Raw genomic sequence first — 14,931 nt, 5'->3', positions numbered from 1 at the left:
TCACTACAAAAAGGAGTGGATCAGCGATGATTGCCAGTCCAAAAGACCGAATTACCACATCGCAAGCAGTTGTCGTCATCATCAATTTTATAGTTGCAATAGGGATCCTCACTCTTCCAAGAGTAACTGTGGAGGACGTGAAGACGCCAGATGCCTGGATAGCCGTTATTTTGGGCGGTCTGATTGCGATGATTGCAGGAGTGATCATTGTGAAATTAAGCCAACAGTTTCCCGACAAAACCTTTTATCAATACAGCCAAGAACTTGTAGGGAAATGGTCGGGCTGGTTACTTAGTCTACTTATTATTGTTTATTTTTTTACTACTTCTGCATTAGAAGTCAGAGTGCTGGCAGAAGTAACAGAATTATATTTGCTGGATAAGACACCGATCTGGGCTATTACCATGCCATTTATGTGGATAGGTCTCTATTTGATCATTGGCGGCATAAACCCGATCGCCCGCCTGTTTGAAATCATCTTCCCCATTACGATTATTATTTTTTTACTGGTTACCTATTTGAGCTTCGGAATATTTGAGATAGATAATCTCCGCCCGGTATTAGGGCTGGGGGTCATGCCAGTGTTAAAAGGGGTAAAGACAACAGCTCAAGCATATACAGGTTTTGAAATCATGTTGATCCTTGTGGCGTTTATGGAACAGCCAAACAAAGCAGTAAAAGTCGTTCTAGTTGGAATAGGCATTCCCGTGCTCTTTTACGTGATAACCGTCGTCATGGTCATCGGAGCGTTATCCGTCGATGGAGTGATAATGAGAACATGGCCGACGTTTGATCTCATACGAAGTTTTGAAATCACTGGTTTAATATTTGAACGGTTTGAATCTTTGTTGCTCGTGATATGGATTATGCAAATATTTTCCACCTTCACCATTACCTACTATGCTGCTGCTTTGGGGCTGGCCCAACTCTTCCAAAAGAACATTCATCCATTTATGTATGGCTTGCTTCCTGTTATTTATATCATTGCTATGATTCCGAAAAATACGAATGACGTACATACACTCGGGGATATGATCGGCAATGCCGCGTTGTTTTTATTTGGTGCACTGCCGCTGCTGCTTCTCGTTGTTTCGAAATTGAAGGAGGGAAAGAATGATGCAAAGCCGTAACAATGTACAATCCCTTTTCATTTCACTGTTAGTTATTTTCCTCCTGTTTCTTACAGGGTGTTGGGATCAGAGAGACATTGAAGAGCTGTCCATCAATGTAGGTGAAGCGTTAGATATGGGAGAACCCTCTCCACATGAGCAAGAGTTTGAGAAAGAAGGAGGCGGATATCAAAAAAGAAACTTGTTCACATTTACCATGCAAAATGTTGTCCCACAAGCATCTGGGGGAGGACAACAAGAAGGAGGAGGACAGCAAAAGGCTTACGAAAATCTTTCTGTTACTGGAGACTCCGTTTATCAGTTATTTCTTGAACTCACATTGATAGATGAACATATCCCTCTCGGTTCACATCTGAAAGTAGTGGTAATTGGCGAAGAGTTAGCTCGTAACATAAATCTGCTAAATCTGATGAATGAGTATATCCGTTCCCATGAATTAAGAGAAAGCGTCATTTATTTTATTGCCAAAGGAAAGGCCAGAGACGCTTTGGAAGCAAAAAGAACTGAGATTCCGGCGTTTCACCTCGTTAAAATCTCAGAGAACGAAAAAATGACAACCCGGATTTTGCCTCCAGTGACTCAAGCGAAGTTAAATGCATATCTGTCGGGAGATTCCAGTTTCCTCCTACAAACGGTGTCTGCAATAGAGGGGGAAGTAAAGTTTGCAGGAGGGGCCGTGATCAATGGAAAGACAAAAAAACTGCATGGTTTTTTAAATGCAGAGGAATTAGATGGCATAACATGGATAACAGGAAAGGGAGAAGGTGGAGCGGTGAAAAGCTTCGATGAAGAGACAAATCAGCTGATCGTTTATCAGGCAGAGTCAATAGAAAGCAAAATTACATCTTATCTTGATGGAGAAAACATCTCTTTTGATGTGAAAATAGAATCAAAGGGAAGGTTGGTCGAAGATTGGGTCTGGCCGGGAAATGCTTTTGAAAGCGAATTTCTAAAGAAGACGGAAAAAGCCGCAGAAAAAGAAGTGGAGCGGTTGGTGAGTAATGTATTAAAAAAAATGCAAGAAGAATACCAAGTAGATGTTGCTGGATTCGGAAACCGATTGAGAATCGAGCATCCTAAAGTATGGGAAAAGATCAAAAAAGATTGGGATAAAACATTTAGTGACGTTCACATCAACTACAGTGTGGAAATAACCATCACAGATTATTCCACAACAGGTACGAAGGAGTAAGGCCGCTTATCAATCATACCTATAATAAAATGGACAAGAATTTTTTATAGAGAGGCAGAACTAGCGTAAGTTGCTAGCCTTGCCTCTCTCGCCCCATTTTCCCAATACCTTTCAAATAAACTGCTGTCTGGATATTTAATTTAGGCCATTTGATATCGCTCCTATTATAGATACGAATCAATAGGAATGAATTATGCTTTTTTACGCTCCTCTATTCTTTCCTCTTCCCAGCATTCTACATTTTTAAGCCCCTCAATGTTATTAGCATAGAATACTGGATCTTTTCCCTCTTTTTTCTGATTTAAGTAATCTTTTAATACCGCTATGGCAATTTTTCCTGTTAGTGCTAAAGCAATTAAGTTGACGACTGCCATTAATGCCATAAAAAGATCTGCTAAATTCCAAACCATGCTCAAGCTCGATACCGAACCGAATGCAACCATCCCTAATACGCCTATACGGAAAACAAAGATAATCGTTTTATTTTCTTTTATGAACTCTAAGTTTGACTCCCCGTAATAGTAGTTCCCAACGATTGAACTAAAGCAGAATAATAGAATCGCGACTGCAACAAAAATACTGGCCCAAGAACCAATGTGACTACTTAGTGCTGCCTGAGTAATTTGAATGCCTCCCATTCCTTCTTTAGGAATTTCAGCTAATAGAATAATGAAGGCTGTTGCACTACAAATAATTAGAGTATCCACAAAAACACCTAACGTTTGAATAAAACCTTGTTTTGCTGGATGGCTTACATTAGCTGTTGCGGCTGCTACTGGCGCACTACCCATACCAGCTTCATTAGAAAATAAGCCACGCTTTACTCCGTTTATAATAGCAGCACCGATACCACCGCCAATAGCTTGCTCTATTCCAAATGCACTTGACACAATTAAACTAATTACACTCGGAATCTCCTCAATATTCACAATCACAACATATGTAGCTATAATAAGATAGAAAAGTGCCATTACTGGTACAACAACTTGTGATACTTTGACAATACGTTTAATACCACCAAAGATAATAAATCCAACAATAACCGTTAATATCAATCCTACTACAATACGATTAATACCAAATGCTTCTTCAAATGCAGCTGATATTGTATTTGCTTGAACTGAATTAAAGGCTAGTCCAAAACAAAACGTAATTAAGAGAGCAAATAATATTCCTAACCATCTTTTCTCGAGAGCTTTTTCCATATAATATGCAGGACCGCCTTTAAAGCCACTCTTATCTTTCACTTTATATACTTGTGCTAATGTGCTTTCAATAAAACTTAATACAGCTCCAAATAACGCCATAATCCACATCCAAAATATAGCGCCGGGACCACCTAATGTAATGGCAATTGCAACCCCAGCTAGATTACCAGTACCAATTCTTGATGCAGCACTAATACAGAATGCACCAAATGATGAAACTTGTTTCTTTCCACTATTAGTCGAAGAACTTTCTTTCATTAATTTAAACATTTCTTTCAGATTCGTAATTTGAACAAATTTTGTTCTAATTGTAAAATAAATACTTAAACTAACGAGTATAACGATTAAGATATACGACCACAGTACGGTATTTCCCCAATTAATAATATTTTCCACCATCATTATCACCTCTTTATTCCTTTTTTTAATCGATTAACAAGCTTGATTTCCTCCTCCCCCCTTTTAGTAAGCGTTTTCATTCATCTATACCTAAAAAGAATACAAATTTATTTTATAAACAAAGCTACAAAAAGTAACAGAACACTACATATTAATAAGAAAAATTTTAAAAGTTTTTGCTACCTCCTTTACCTATATATTTAAACAAGGAAAAAGACCAACAAAAAACAATGTTGGTCTACATGTCATAAATATATATTTTTTATTGTTTTTTGATATTCATGTTTCAGATAGTACTTGAGGGTTATACTAATTCGTAGCTTGTATTAATCAAGGACAAGAGTGAACGTTTAAGAAATGACTACATTAGCCCCTATACATGTAATTTTTATTTCATTTCCTTACTCGATATTCCTCTTAAAAGAAAATACCTTGTTAGGAAGTCAGTCATCTGAAAATCACCAGGTGTTAATTGAAAATATTTTTAAACAACCCGATAATGCCAAACTCCATCTTTCATTTGCTTCTCAATTTGCTTATCTGCCTCTAAAGCATCTAAATGACCGACAACCTCTGACATGACGAGTGAAAATTGTTTTTGATATTGACTTTGATAAAGCTGCTTGGCGAGTTTGCTACCAGTAGAAATTCCAGATTGAATTAAACCTTTAATTTTCTCAGATTTCTTTACAATTCTCGATAATCTCATTTCAATAAGTTGTTTTGGGTCCTCGATCATTTCACCATGACCGGCAAAAACAAGGTCTACATTTAAATCCATAAATGCTTTCAATGATTGTTTATAATCGACCAACGAACGGATTCGCTGATTCATAAAATCCGGTTCAACGAGCGCATTACTCGAAATATGCTGAATTAAGTGATCTCCACCAAAACACCATCTTCTTCTTTCATCAACAAGGGCAATTTGATCTGGGGCATGCCCAGGCACTTCTTTCACATAAAAGTCGAAAATGCGCATTCCTTCTTCAAGAGGGGAAATTGCAGCCGTTAATTTCAAATGAGCATTTTTTTCAACTGATTTTTTTAAATAGTCGACCTGTTTAGCACCTTCTTCCCCGCAGTCCATTTCTTGATAAAATTGTTCAAAAAACGCGATACGTGTATTTAGAAACTCTGGATCTCTTTTGACTCTCGGAATGGCAAGTGGATGAGCATAAACCGGAATAGGGTGTTGCTCTGTAATTCGATTCACAACTCCTACATGATCAATATGATGATGCGTTAATAAAATTTCTGTTATATCTTGAAGGTAAAATCCGTTTTTCTCAAGCGTTTCCATTAGCCCTTCCCAACAGCTATCACTAGGTATTCCCGCATCTATGAGTGTGAGTGATTGATTATGTTTAACGAGGAAGAAGTTATATGTCAAAAGCCCAGGGTTGGCGGGAATAATAATTGGATAAACACTATATCCATCTCTTTCAAAATTATTAATGATCAACACACCTTTCGCTAATTTTCAAATTGAGGCTCACTTTAAGTAATCCGAAAGTTTCGATAATTCAAGCCTAACACAGGATGTGATGAATGAAAATAAATAAGAGTGGAAATAACGGTGACAGGCACCTTTAGAGTACTTAAGTTGCCTGTCACCGTTTGTTTATTATATAAACTTCATACTACACCAGCACGTTTCTTTAAACATATATCATTACCTCCTACTTATTTATTATTATTTTCTCACAAAACTATTTACTTCGCAATGCGAAATACTTTATTATTATCTAAGGTAATGAAACTGCATGATACAATATGCAAATCTAGTGTTTTATGGAGGTTTTTATATGAAAAAGCTAATCATTCAAGAAATCGAGCAAATTCGTGAGCAACTTTATAAAATTAGTCAATATATTGGTGAAAATCCTGAATTAGGACACGAAGAGTTTAAAGCTTCGAAAATATTATCTGATGAACTAAAAAACCACAGCTTTCAAGTAGAATTAGGAACAGCAGGACTTGCCACAGCATTTGAAGCTGTTTTCGATAGTGGGGCTCCTGGTCCAAGCATTGCTTTTATGGCGGAATACGATGCACTTCCAGAATTAGGACATGCTTGTGGGCATAACCTCATTGGAACGATGGCTGTTGCAGCAGGCATTGGCTTAAGTAAAGTTATTAAAAACTATGGTGGAAAAGTGTATGTTTATGGTACACCTGCAGAAGAAACACGTGGGGGAAAGGTAACGATGACCGAGCAAGGCATCTTCGATCATTTAGATGTCGCAATGATGGTTCACCCTTTTCACCGTCATGAAGAAAGTGGTTTTTCACTTGCTATGGACGCCATTCAGTTCGAGTTTTTCGGAAAAGCAGCCCATGCTGCCGCTTCTCCACACGAAGGAATAAATGCCCTAGATGCAGTTATTCAAACCTTTAATTCAATCAATGCATTAAGACAGCACGTTACTCCAGATGTTCGTATTCACGGAATTATACCAGAAGGCGGAAAAGCTGCAAACATCGTACCTAATTATGCAGTTGCTCAATTTTACGTCCGTGCTGCTCATCGTACTTACTTAAATCAATTAATCGAAAAAGTAAAGGGCTGTGCCGAGGGAGCAGCTTTAGCAACAGGTGCCAAGCTAGAAACATCCTATTATGAATTTTCCTATGATGACATGAGAACCAACGAGGTGTTGTCTAATTCTTTCACTGAAAATCTCTTGCAATTAGGTGTCGAACGATCAGAGATTTATCAAAAAGGTTCTGCCGGCTCATTGGATATGGGGAATGTAAGTCATGTCGTCCCATCAATCCATCCCTATATTCAAATTTGCAACGAACCGCATGCGTGCCATACGCACGAATTCCGCGAGGCCGCTATGAGTAATCAAGGCTTTGAAGGCTTAATACTTGGTGCAAAGTGTATGGCCAATACTGCATTTGATATATTAACAAAACCTGAGCTATTAACGAAGGTTAAGGAAGAATTTAGTCGTACAAAAAAGTAGCTTTGAGGAATACTATAGCAATACGAATCGTTTTAAGCTTCGATAATAACCTAACAGACTTTTAGGTTATTATCGAAGCTCTTTTCAGTTCTTAAAAGTTTAAAGAAAGAAAATATGGTCATAATAATTATACATTTTCCAATAACAGGAAATTTTTTTCATTGAAATGTCTAGTATTAAAAAAATTGGCTGTTTTCGTTAACTTTGTTGCTTTTGGACGGTTTTTTGAAAATAAAATAGCCTTTTCAAGACAAATTTATTTGTCTGAACGGCTATTTTATTTTCAAAACCTTCACGCTATGCGTGAAGAGCCAAGCATACACTTGGCTTACGGTCCAAAAGCTAAAAGCAACAATCTTTGAGAAAAGAGCCAAAAAATTACACTGGAATTGAGGAACAGGGTGATCTTTTGAGTTCAATGAGAGAACGATTTGCCAAAAGCTATGAAACACATGGATACATAAGGGCTTTAAATTCGGCCTTAGAAAACGATCTAATCCGTATTCTAAAAAAATACGGGATTACCTTCCCTAGTTTCCGCACGCTGTGGATCCTGTATTTTGACACGGAAATGACGATGTCTGATCTTACCTACATTGCTCAAACGAATATTTCAAATGCATTCCGTCAACTAACCAAACTAAATGAGGATGGTTTAGTTCAAATTGAAAGTGGTAAAGATTCGAGGACAAAAATATTATCGATAACAGAATCTGGTAGAAAAATTATACAAGAGTTTATTGATGAACATGTGAAGTCTTCTGATTTACAAATTGTTAGCATATTAGAAAAAATCCCCGAAGAAGACCTAGCAAAGTTTATCGAAGTAGCTTCATTTTTAAGTACAGAATTAATTGGAGAAACATATACTCAATGGATAAAAAAGTCAAAAAACATGCTATTAGATTAAAAGAACAAAAACGTCGAGTAGCTTCAATTGAAGCTACTCGACATTTTTTATTTGCATTCGCAAATAAGTTTCAGTTCAAGTGGTAATAATAAAAACCATAAAGTGAAAAGGGATAATTTTACTAAAACCGTTGAATTTATTCTAGGGATAAAAAGAAACAAAAAAATTCCTAGTGAAAGGAGATGCTAGCTACTGATGAAAAACTATAAGTTGGAAAAAAGTATTATATTTTCATCTTCATTTATAATCATCTTTCTTTTGATCCTTTATGTACCAAAACAAAAAGTTCGGCAAGCATTTGTTTCCTTTCTTTTTCATCAAGTCATTACATGGTTTTTCGGTTTACTCGTAGTTGAAAAAGGCTTAATAAAATATCCATATCGCTATTTTTTTAAGCATTCTAACAAATCGAGCTTTCTGTTTGAATATTTAATTTTTCCGGCAATAGCAGTACTTTTCAACCTTTACTTTCCTAAAAAAAGCAATAAAGGACGAATAATTTTATACTATTTCTTATACACATCCATTATTACTTCTTTTGAAATGATTGCGGTGAAATATACAAAATTAATTCGATACAAAAAATGGGCTTGGTACTGGAGTTTTGTTACAATATGGACCTCTTATTACCTTTCTCACTTATTTTATAAATGGTTTTTTAAGAAAACACCAAAATGCAATATCGCATAAAGGATTTAATTTCCACCCTTAGTTTCCAGACAAAACAAAAGCAATTACAATAATTATCAATTGTAACTGCTATTGTTGAGATGTCTCATTGATTACGTTTCATTTAGGTAGCTTCTTACCACCACGGATAAAAGGAGGGCATATCTTTACTCACCTTTAATTTGAATTCCGGCTGCCTTTTCTCGAAAAAGGAAGCAACACCTTCTTTTGCGTCTGCTTGGGCGCTTGACCACTGAATCATTTTTGATTCGATTTCATGAGATCGTGCTGGATGATTAGCTCCAAGCATTCTCCATAATAATTGCCGTGAGAGCGCCACAGAAGTTGCTGACGTATTTTCGGCTATCTCCTTAGCGATGGCTTGTGCGGTTGGTAATAATTCTTCAGGTGAAACAACCTGGCTCACGAGTTTGTTATCCAACGCCTCCTGCGCAGAAAACACACGACCGGTTAACACCCATTCACTTGCTTTACTAATCCCAACAATACGAGGTAAAAACCAGCCGCTACAGGCTTCAGGTGCAATCCCGCGCCGACAAAAAACAAAACCCATCTTGGCAGTTGTTGCTGCAATTCTTATATCCATCGGAAGCGTCATCGTAATGCCAACACCAACAGCAGCTCCATTGATTGCGGCAATGATCGGCTTTTTCAAATCGTAAATTCGTAAGCTAAGGATCCCACCAGTATCACGGAATTCCTCCGTATCCTGCACGTCTCCTGTAAAGGATTGGCTACCGTTATCTAAATCAGCGCCCGCACAAAATGCTCTTCCTTCTCCAGTTATGATGATCGCGCGAATGTAATCATCTTCATCTGCACGGTCAAATGCAGCAACAAGCTCTTCAAGCATTACGGTGTTAAATGCATTCATTCGTTCAGGGCGATGGAGTGTGATCGTCATAATGTGATCCTGTATGTCGCATTTTATCGTTTGACTCATTAGTTCCTCCTTCATGCTTCCACGTCGCTTTAATTAGTAATTCCTACCGTAAAAACTCTTTTCGCTTTGCAAGCGTCGCATTTTCAAATAAATTACGAACACCGATAATCAAACTTTCAAACCTTGCATCATCCGCCTTGCCAATCTTCCAGCGATAATAAATTTGCTGGAGAATAACCGCAATTTTATAAAAAGCAAATGTTAAATAGAAATCAAAATTGGAGATGTCTCTCCCGCTTTTTCGAGCATATGCTTCTAGCAATTCCTTACGAGAATAAAAGCCCGGTTGCCCCGTAACAGAAGGTAAGCCGGATAAAGATTCACCTGCTTGCGTCCAATAAGCAACAGCTGAGCCTAAGTCTGTCAGTGGGTCGCCAATCGTACACATTTCCCAATCAAATACACCAACAACTTTCCCAGGATCATCACTACAATACATCATATTATTTAGTTTAAAATCGTTATGGACAATCGTTGGAGCAGGAGAAGTAGGGATATTGTCGATCAACCATTTTTCAACCTGTTCCACATTTGGTATTTCATCAGTTTTAGAATTTTGATAGCGCTTGATCCATCCATGAACTTGACGCTCCAGATAGCCATCAGGTCGACCAATCGAATCCAATCCTGCTTCTTTTATATCAATCTCATGTAACTTCACAAGTGTATCGACAAAAGCTTTAGACACTAACTTTCCTGTTCTTTCCGTTTTTTCATAGACTTCTGGTAAGTCATGATCTAATACAACACCATTTTTCTTTTCCATCACATAAAAATGTCTTTCCATTATTTCAGGATCTTCACAAAATAGTAACGGCTTAGGCGCTAGGGAGAATACCGGGTAGACCTTTTCTAATATTCGATATTCCCTTTCCATATCATGAGCTTTTGGAGGAATTGGGCCAAATGGAGGTCTTCTTAATACGCCCTGCCATTCTCCTATTTCAATAAAATACGTAAGGTTCGAATATCCATTTGAAAAGGCTCTCGTCCTCATTTGGTCTTGACTCAAGTTTTGTATATGACGACGAATGTACTTCTCTACCTTCTCCCAATGTATTTCATTTGTCGTTTCAATCGATGTGTTTTGGTTATTCGTCACTCATTATCACCCTCTTTAGTAAGTTAATAAAAAGTTTTTATCCATGGCAGACTACCGATCAAACTACTAAGGATGATTTAATTTTAGTTTCTAATTTATTGCGCTAACCATCCACCATCTACAAAAATGGTTTGTCCTGTCATGTAACTACTTGCGTCTGATGCGAGTAGAATTACTGCTCCTGATAATTCAGAAGGTTGACCTAGCCTATTTAACGGCGTCTTACCAACAATTTTATTTAAAACTTTCTCGTTTTCCAGTGCTTCGTTATTCATATCGGTTTTAATATAAGCAGGGCCGATCGCATTTACTTGTATACCGTATCTCGCCCATTCTAGTGACAATGATCTTGTTAAATTGATCACCGCCGCCTTGCTCGCCGTATACGGACTTATGCCAACATCACCTACAGCACCAGCTACTGATGCGAGATTAATAATCTTTCCAAATCCTTGTTCCTTCATCAATTTCCCTGCTGCCTGACAACAGAAAAATAATGATTTCACATTTAAATCCATGACTTGATCCCATTCTTGCTCCGTGACTTCAAGTGCAAAATTAGTACTAGAAACGCCAGCGTTATTTACCAAAACATCAACTTTCCCAAATTGAGCTTTAACGGTTGCAATCATTTGCTGAATTGCTTCTACATTTCGTAAATCAACTGATAAGCCTAACGCCTGTCGACCGAGTTCTTCCACTTCAGTGACTACTTTTTTATTTAATTGATCATCTCTTCCAACAATGACAACGTCCGCTCCTGCTTCTGCAAGTGCTAATGCCATAGAGCGACCTAAGCCACGATTTCCTCCTGTAACAATGGCTACTTTATTTGATAAATCGAAAAGGTTCATCGATGGTCTTCTTCCTTTCTATTAGTAGATTAAAAAATAATTTGAACGATATCCTCTTTAAACAGTCAATGAATAGCCACCATCCATCCGCAAAACCTGTCCTGTCACCATGCTCATATTCGGATGACAGTAGTTTAAGATCATGTCAGCTACTTCTTCTAGTGAAACTGTTTTTTGTGCAGGTGTTTTTTTAGCAATTGCATTTAATCGTTCCTCTGCATTAGGAAAAATCGAGCGAAACGCTTCTGTATTCATCGCCCCTGGAGAAACGATATTCGCTGTTATCCCATCGCTAGCCCACTCTACAGCAAAATACTTAATGAGTGCTTCCATCGTTGCTTTAGAAACACCGACACTAGTATAATTCGGAACAGCACGACTTGCTCCGATACTTGAAATCGTAAAAATTCGTCCAAATTGCTGATCACGCATATGCGGGTAAACTTTCTGAGCTAAATATAACAAGGCCGAAGCATTAACTGTGAGTGTTCGTTCCCACTGTTCTCTTGTAATCGAAGTAATCGAACTCGTTTTGGCATAAACCGCATTATGGACTAAAACGTCAATTGGAGGTAATTGCTTAATCATCCGGTCAATTTCTTCAAGTTGACCGACATCTGCTTGGATTATTGTCGCAGTTCCTCCTCCCTCTTTAATTTTGTCTTCTGTATACTTGGCTGCTTTTTCATCTTGATAATAGTTAATCAAAACGTGATAATTTGCTTTAGCGAACTTATAAGCAATTTCACGACCTAATCCTTTTCCACCACCTGTTATTAATACGCTTTTACTTGACATCATTATTCACTCCTTAATGCGGTTTTCAATACTTTTCCAGCCGCATTTCTTGGTAGCTCTTTTAAAAATTCAACGACCTTTGGTTTTTTATACGAGGCTAAGTATTTTGCACAATAGTCAATTACTTCTTGCACCGACATCGTTTCATTCGGCTTCATTACGACGATGGCTTTGACATTTTCACCCCAATTGGTATCAGGAACACCAATGACAGCGGCTTCTAGTATTTTGGGATGGGTATATAACACTTCTTCGATTTCAGCAGGATAAATATTTTCACCACCGCTTATAATCATATCTTTTTTACGGTCGACAACGTAAATAAATCCTTCATCGTCCATTCGCACTAAATCACCACTGTGAAACCAGCCACCTGAAAAAGCTTCTTTTGTAGCTTCTGGATTTTTATAGTATTCTTTCATTAACGTCGGCCCACGGTAAACGATTTCACCAATTTCACCAACAGGTACGTCGTTCATTTGTTCATCCACGATTCGCACTTCAACATTTATGACTGGCTTTCCAACCGATGTCGTTTTTCTTAGTGAATCCTCCGGGTGTAAACAAGTCGTACAAGGACTCATTTCCGTTTGACCAAATACATCGTAAATGCTTGCGTGCGGGAAATGGTGCATCATTGCCTTCTTTAACTCTAAGGGACAAATGGCTGCAGCTGTCATACATTTTTGTAATGAGGAAAGATCATATTTTTCGATTCCTGGAACTTGTAAAAGAAAATTCCACATCGCAGGAACGAGAAATAAACTATTAATCTTTTCTTTTTCAACCGTTTGTAAAATAAGCTCTGGCTGAAAAGTTCGATGAATGACGGAAGTTCCTTTCACTAAACAAGTATGAATTAGAAAGGACATCGAGCCGACATGAAATAATGGAGGGACGAGTAAAAATCTAAAAGAGGTGTCTAACTCAAATTCCCAGATCATATTCATGCCATTTTGAAATAAATTTTTGTGAGTGAGGACTGCACCTTTTGGACGCCCTGTTGTGCCTGACGTATAGACGATCATACAACCATCATTTTCATTGATATTAATTGGAGATAGATCTTCTTCGACTTCGGAAAAGGTCGTATCATAAGCAAACATATCTGGATGATGATCGATTTCGTCAACCACCACAACACTCTCTAAGTCTTCTAGTCTATGCCGGATTGCCTCAACTACTTCGATATACTCTTTTTCAATAAATAGAAATTTAGTTTCTGAGTTTTGTAAAATATATTCTATTTCGTTTTGCTTCAGTCTAAAGTTAATCGGCACTCCTACTGCCCCACTTAACGTAGTAGCAAAGAAGATTTCTACAAAAGGAAGGCCATTTTTTAAAATAAACCCTACTTTATCATTCTGCTTTAGGCCCTGCTTCCTTAACCAGTGACTAATGTTCGTCGCCCGGTCGTAAAGTTCCGCATACGTCACTCTTCGGTCCTCATAGACAAATGCCTCTTTCGTTGGGGTTTGGTAAGCTGCACTCTTTAGTAATCCCCCGACTAATTGTTGGCGAGACGATAACAGTTCAGTTGAGCTCATACTGATCTACTCCTTTAAAGTCGTTATAGAAATAGATGTTGATTTGTAGCATTATTATTTATTATGTAGGAAGCAAATTTCGTCTCCCTTCGTATTTCAATGGCTGCAATCCTCGGAAGCGATCATCTCATAGAGACTCATTTATTTCGGAATCTCTATGACGATCTTGCCAAACTGGTTACCCTTTTCCATATACGTATGTGCTTCAGCAATGTGCTCAAGCGGGAATGTAGCGTCAATAACAGGCCGAATTTGTTGTTTTTCGTAAAAAGAAAGCATTTGTTGAAACTCTTCTGGCGACCCCATAGTTGTCCCTAAGATATCAATTTGTTTCAAGAATACTTTCGGCATGAGTAAATTTGGAACAGGTCCGGTAGTTGCACCAAACGTCACGATTCTACTCCCATGCTTAGCTAATGTAACTAACTCATTGAAGGTTGGGCCGCCGATCGTATCAATACTTATGTCTACACCTTCTCCAATCATCGCTCTTAACTGCTTACTCCAGTTTTCTGTACGATAATTCACACCGTCTACTGCACCCAATTGTTTGGCTTTTTCAATCTTTTGATCATCACCCGAAGTAACGTAAACCTTTGCTCCTGCTGCAACGGCCATCTGTACAAGAAAGGTTGCAACACCACCTCCAACACCCGGTATGAGCACCGTTTCTCCTTGTTGTATATTTCCTCTTGTAAAAAGGGCTCGATACGCTGTTAAACCACCTAATGGAAGTGCTGCCGCCTCTTTCCAGCTTAAGTACTGCGGTTTTGGAAATACATTTTCAGCCGGAACCTTTACATACTGCGCATGTGTGCCATTAGTAGGTACACCAACAATCGAAAAATCCTTCGTATAATATCTTGGATTGTCCCCCCAATTGAGTGCAGGGTTAATGACAACTTCATCTCCTAATGCAACATTTAAAACCCCTTCTCCTATTGCATACACAACGCCTGCCCCATCTGCACCTGGTGTAGCAGGAAACTTAATTCCAGGATATTGACCCTTTCTAACAAAAACATCCCGTCGGTTCATCGCGGCATACTGAAGTTGAATCACGACTTCTCCACGGCTCGGTTCTGGAGTTGGAACATCTTCTAGTACTAACTTTTCCGGCCCACCGATCTCCCTAATAACAATTGCTTTCATTCCTTACCCCTCTTTTCTTCTGTATTTACCC

13 protein-coding genes are annotated in these 14,931 nt (G+C 38.1%); 5 read left to right on the top strand and 8 right to left on the bottom strand.

Annotated elements, in window-relative coordinates; translation table 11 throughout:
• The first annotated feature begins 26 nt into the window (after positions 1-26).
• Positions 27-1,130, top strand: coding sequence for a spore germination protein (locus tag J0N78_RS09015; RefSeq protein ID WP_209122701.1), 1,104 nt, complete (start codon positions 27-29; stop codon positions 1,128-1,130).
• Positions 1,117-2,322, top strand: coding sequence for a Ger(x)C family spore germination protein (locus J0N78_RS09010; RefSeq protein ID WP_209122771.1), 1,206 nt, complete (start codon positions 1,117-1,119; stop codon positions 2,320-2,322). The genes J0N78_RS09015 and J0N78_RS09010 overlap by 14 nt, the downstream gene beginning before the upstream one ends.
• Before the next feature lie 191 nt (positions 2,323-2,513).
• Here J0N78_RS09010 and J0N78_RS09005 read toward each other — a convergent pair whose 3' ends face one another.
• Together J0N78_RS09005 and J0N78_RS09000 are read right to left on the bottom strand one after the other, a co-directional pair.
• Positions 2,514-3,935 (bottom strand): alanine/glycine:cation symporter family protein, encoded by a 1,422-nt coding sequence (locus J0N78_RS09005; RefSeq protein WP_374193896.1) that lies wholly within the window; start codon positions 3,933-3,935, stop codon positions 2,514-2,516.
• A gap of 478 nt (positions 3,936-4,413) precedes the next feature.
• Positions 4,414-5,397 (bottom strand): MBL fold metallo-hydrolase, encoded by a 984-nt coding sequence (locus J0N78_RS09000; protein WP_307794917.1) that lies wholly within the window; start codon positions 5,395-5,397, stop codon positions 4,414-4,416.
• Between the two features lie 340 nt (positions 5,398-5,737).
• On the opposite strand from J0N78_RS09000, the gene J0N78_RS08995 reads away from it, so the two are divergent.
• The 3 genes from J0N78_RS08995 to J0N78_RS26135 all read left to right on the top strand — a co-directional run bounded on the left by J0N78_RS08995 (position 5,738) and on the right by J0N78_RS26135 (position 8,504).
• On the top strand, positions 5,738-6,904 hold the full coding sequence (locus J0N78_RS08995) for a M20 family metallopeptidase (RefSeq protein ID WP_209122699.1): 1,167 nt from the start codon (positions 5,738-5,740) through the stop codon (positions 6,902-6,904).
• 409 nt (positions 6,905-7,313) lie between these two features.
• Positions 7,314-7,814 (top strand): MarR family winged helix-turn-helix transcriptional regulator, encoded by a 501-nt coding sequence (locus J0N78_RS08990; RefSeq protein WP_209122698.1) that lies wholly within the window; start codon positions 7,314-7,316, stop codon positions 7,812-7,814.
• A gap of 195 nt (positions 7,815-8,009) precedes the next feature.
• A complete protein-coding gene (locus J0N78_RS26135) occupies positions 8,010-8,504 on the top strand; it encodes a CBO0543 family protein (RefSeq protein ID WP_280637197.1) in 495 nt (164 codons plus the stop codon).
• Between the two features lie 115 nt (positions 8,505-8,619).
• On the opposite strand, the gene J0N78_RS08985 is transcribed toward J0N78_RS26135, so the two are convergent.
• From J0N78_RS08985 to J0N78_RS08960, 6 genes are all read right to left on the bottom strand, one after another.
• A complete protein-coding gene (locus tag J0N78_RS08985) occupies positions 8,620-9,447 on the bottom strand; it encodes a crotonase/enoyl-CoA hydratase family protein (protein ID WP_209122697.1) in 828 nt (275 codons plus the stop codon).
• A gap of 43 nt (positions 9,448-9,490) precedes the next feature.
• Entirely contained in the window at positions 9,491-10,549 is a 1,059-nt protein-coding gene (locus J0N78_RS08980; RefSeq protein WP_307794916.1) for a phosphotransferase family protein, read from the bottom strand.
• A 95-nt stretch (positions 10,550-10,644) separates the two neighbouring features.
• Positions 10,645-11,403, bottom strand: a complete 759-nt coding sequence (locus J0N78_RS08975; RefSeq protein ID WP_209122696.1) for an SDR family NAD(P)-dependent oxidoreductase — start codon at positions 11,401-11,403, stop codon at positions 10,645-10,647.
• 57 nt (positions 11,404-11,460) lie between these two features.
• Positions 11,461-12,201, bottom strand: coding sequence for an SDR family oxidoreductase (locus J0N78_RS08970; RefSeq protein WP_209122695.1), 741 nt, complete (start codon positions 12,199-12,201; stop codon positions 11,461-11,463).
• Positions 12,202-12,203: 2 nt separating this feature from the next.
• Positions 12,204-13,748 carry an acyl-CoA synthetase gene (locus J0N78_RS08965; RefSeq protein WP_209122694.1) on the bottom strand — a complete coding sequence of 515 codons (1,545 nt, stop codon included), beginning with the start codon at positions 13,746-13,748 and terminating at the stop codon, positions 12,204-12,206.
• 141 nt (positions 13,749-13,889) lie between these two features.
• A complete protein-coding gene (locus tag J0N78_RS08960) occupies positions 13,890-14,900 on the bottom strand; it encodes a zinc-binding dehydrogenase (protein ID WP_209122693.1) in 1,011 nt (336 codons plus the stop codon).
• Positions 14,901-14,931 lie beyond the last annotated feature (31 nt).

This window comes from Alkalihalobacillus sp. BA299 (genome assembly GCF_017745675.1).
Taxonomy (GTDB): Bacteria; Bacillota; Bacilli; order Bacillales; family Bacillaceae_F; genus Alkalihalobacterium.
Note: the sequence above shows the minus strand (reverse complement) of the source record. Positions and strands in the feature narration are given on the sequence as shown.

What these genes read in the sequence shown, in the direction of transcription:
- J0N78_RS09015 (WP_209122701.1), top strand. Translation starts at nt 27, where the DNA reads ATGATTGCCAGTCCAAAAGACCGAATTACCACATCGCAAGCAGTTGTC.
- J0N78_RS09010 (WP_209122771.1), top strand. Translation starts at nt 1,117, where the DNA reads ATGCAAAGCCGTAACAATGTACAATCCCTTTTCATTTCACTGTTAGTT.
- J0N78_RS08995 (WP_209122699.1), top strand. Translation starts at nt 5,738, where the DNA reads ATGAAAAAGCTAATCATTCAAGAAATCGAGCAAATTCGTGAGCAACTT.
- J0N78_RS26135 (WP_280637197.1), top strand. Translation starts at nt 8,010, where the DNA reads ATGAAAAACTATAAGTTGGAAAAAAGTATTATATTTTCATCTTCATTT.
- J0N78_RS08985 (WP_209122697.1), bottom strand. Translation starts at nt 9,447, where the DNA reads ATGAGTCAAACGATAAAATGCGACATACAGGATCACATTATGACGATC.
- J0N78_RS08975 (WP_209122696.1), bottom strand. Translation starts at nt 11,403, where the DNA reads ATGAACCTTTTCGATTTATCAAATAAAGTAGCCATTGTTACAGGAGGA.
- J0N78_RS08970 (WP_209122695.1), bottom strand. Translation starts at nt 12,201, where the DNA reads ATGTCAAGTAAAAGCGTATTAATAACAGGTGGTGGAAAAGGATTAGGT.
- J0N78_RS08965 (WP_209122694.1), bottom strand. Translation starts at nt 13,748, where the DNA reads ATGAGCTCAACTGAACTGTTATCGTCTCGCCAACAATTAGTCGGGGGA.
- J0N78_RS08960 (WP_209122693.1), bottom strand. Translation starts at nt 14,900, where the DNA reads ATGAAAGCAATTGTTATTAGGGAGATCGGTGGGCCGGAAAAGTTAGTA.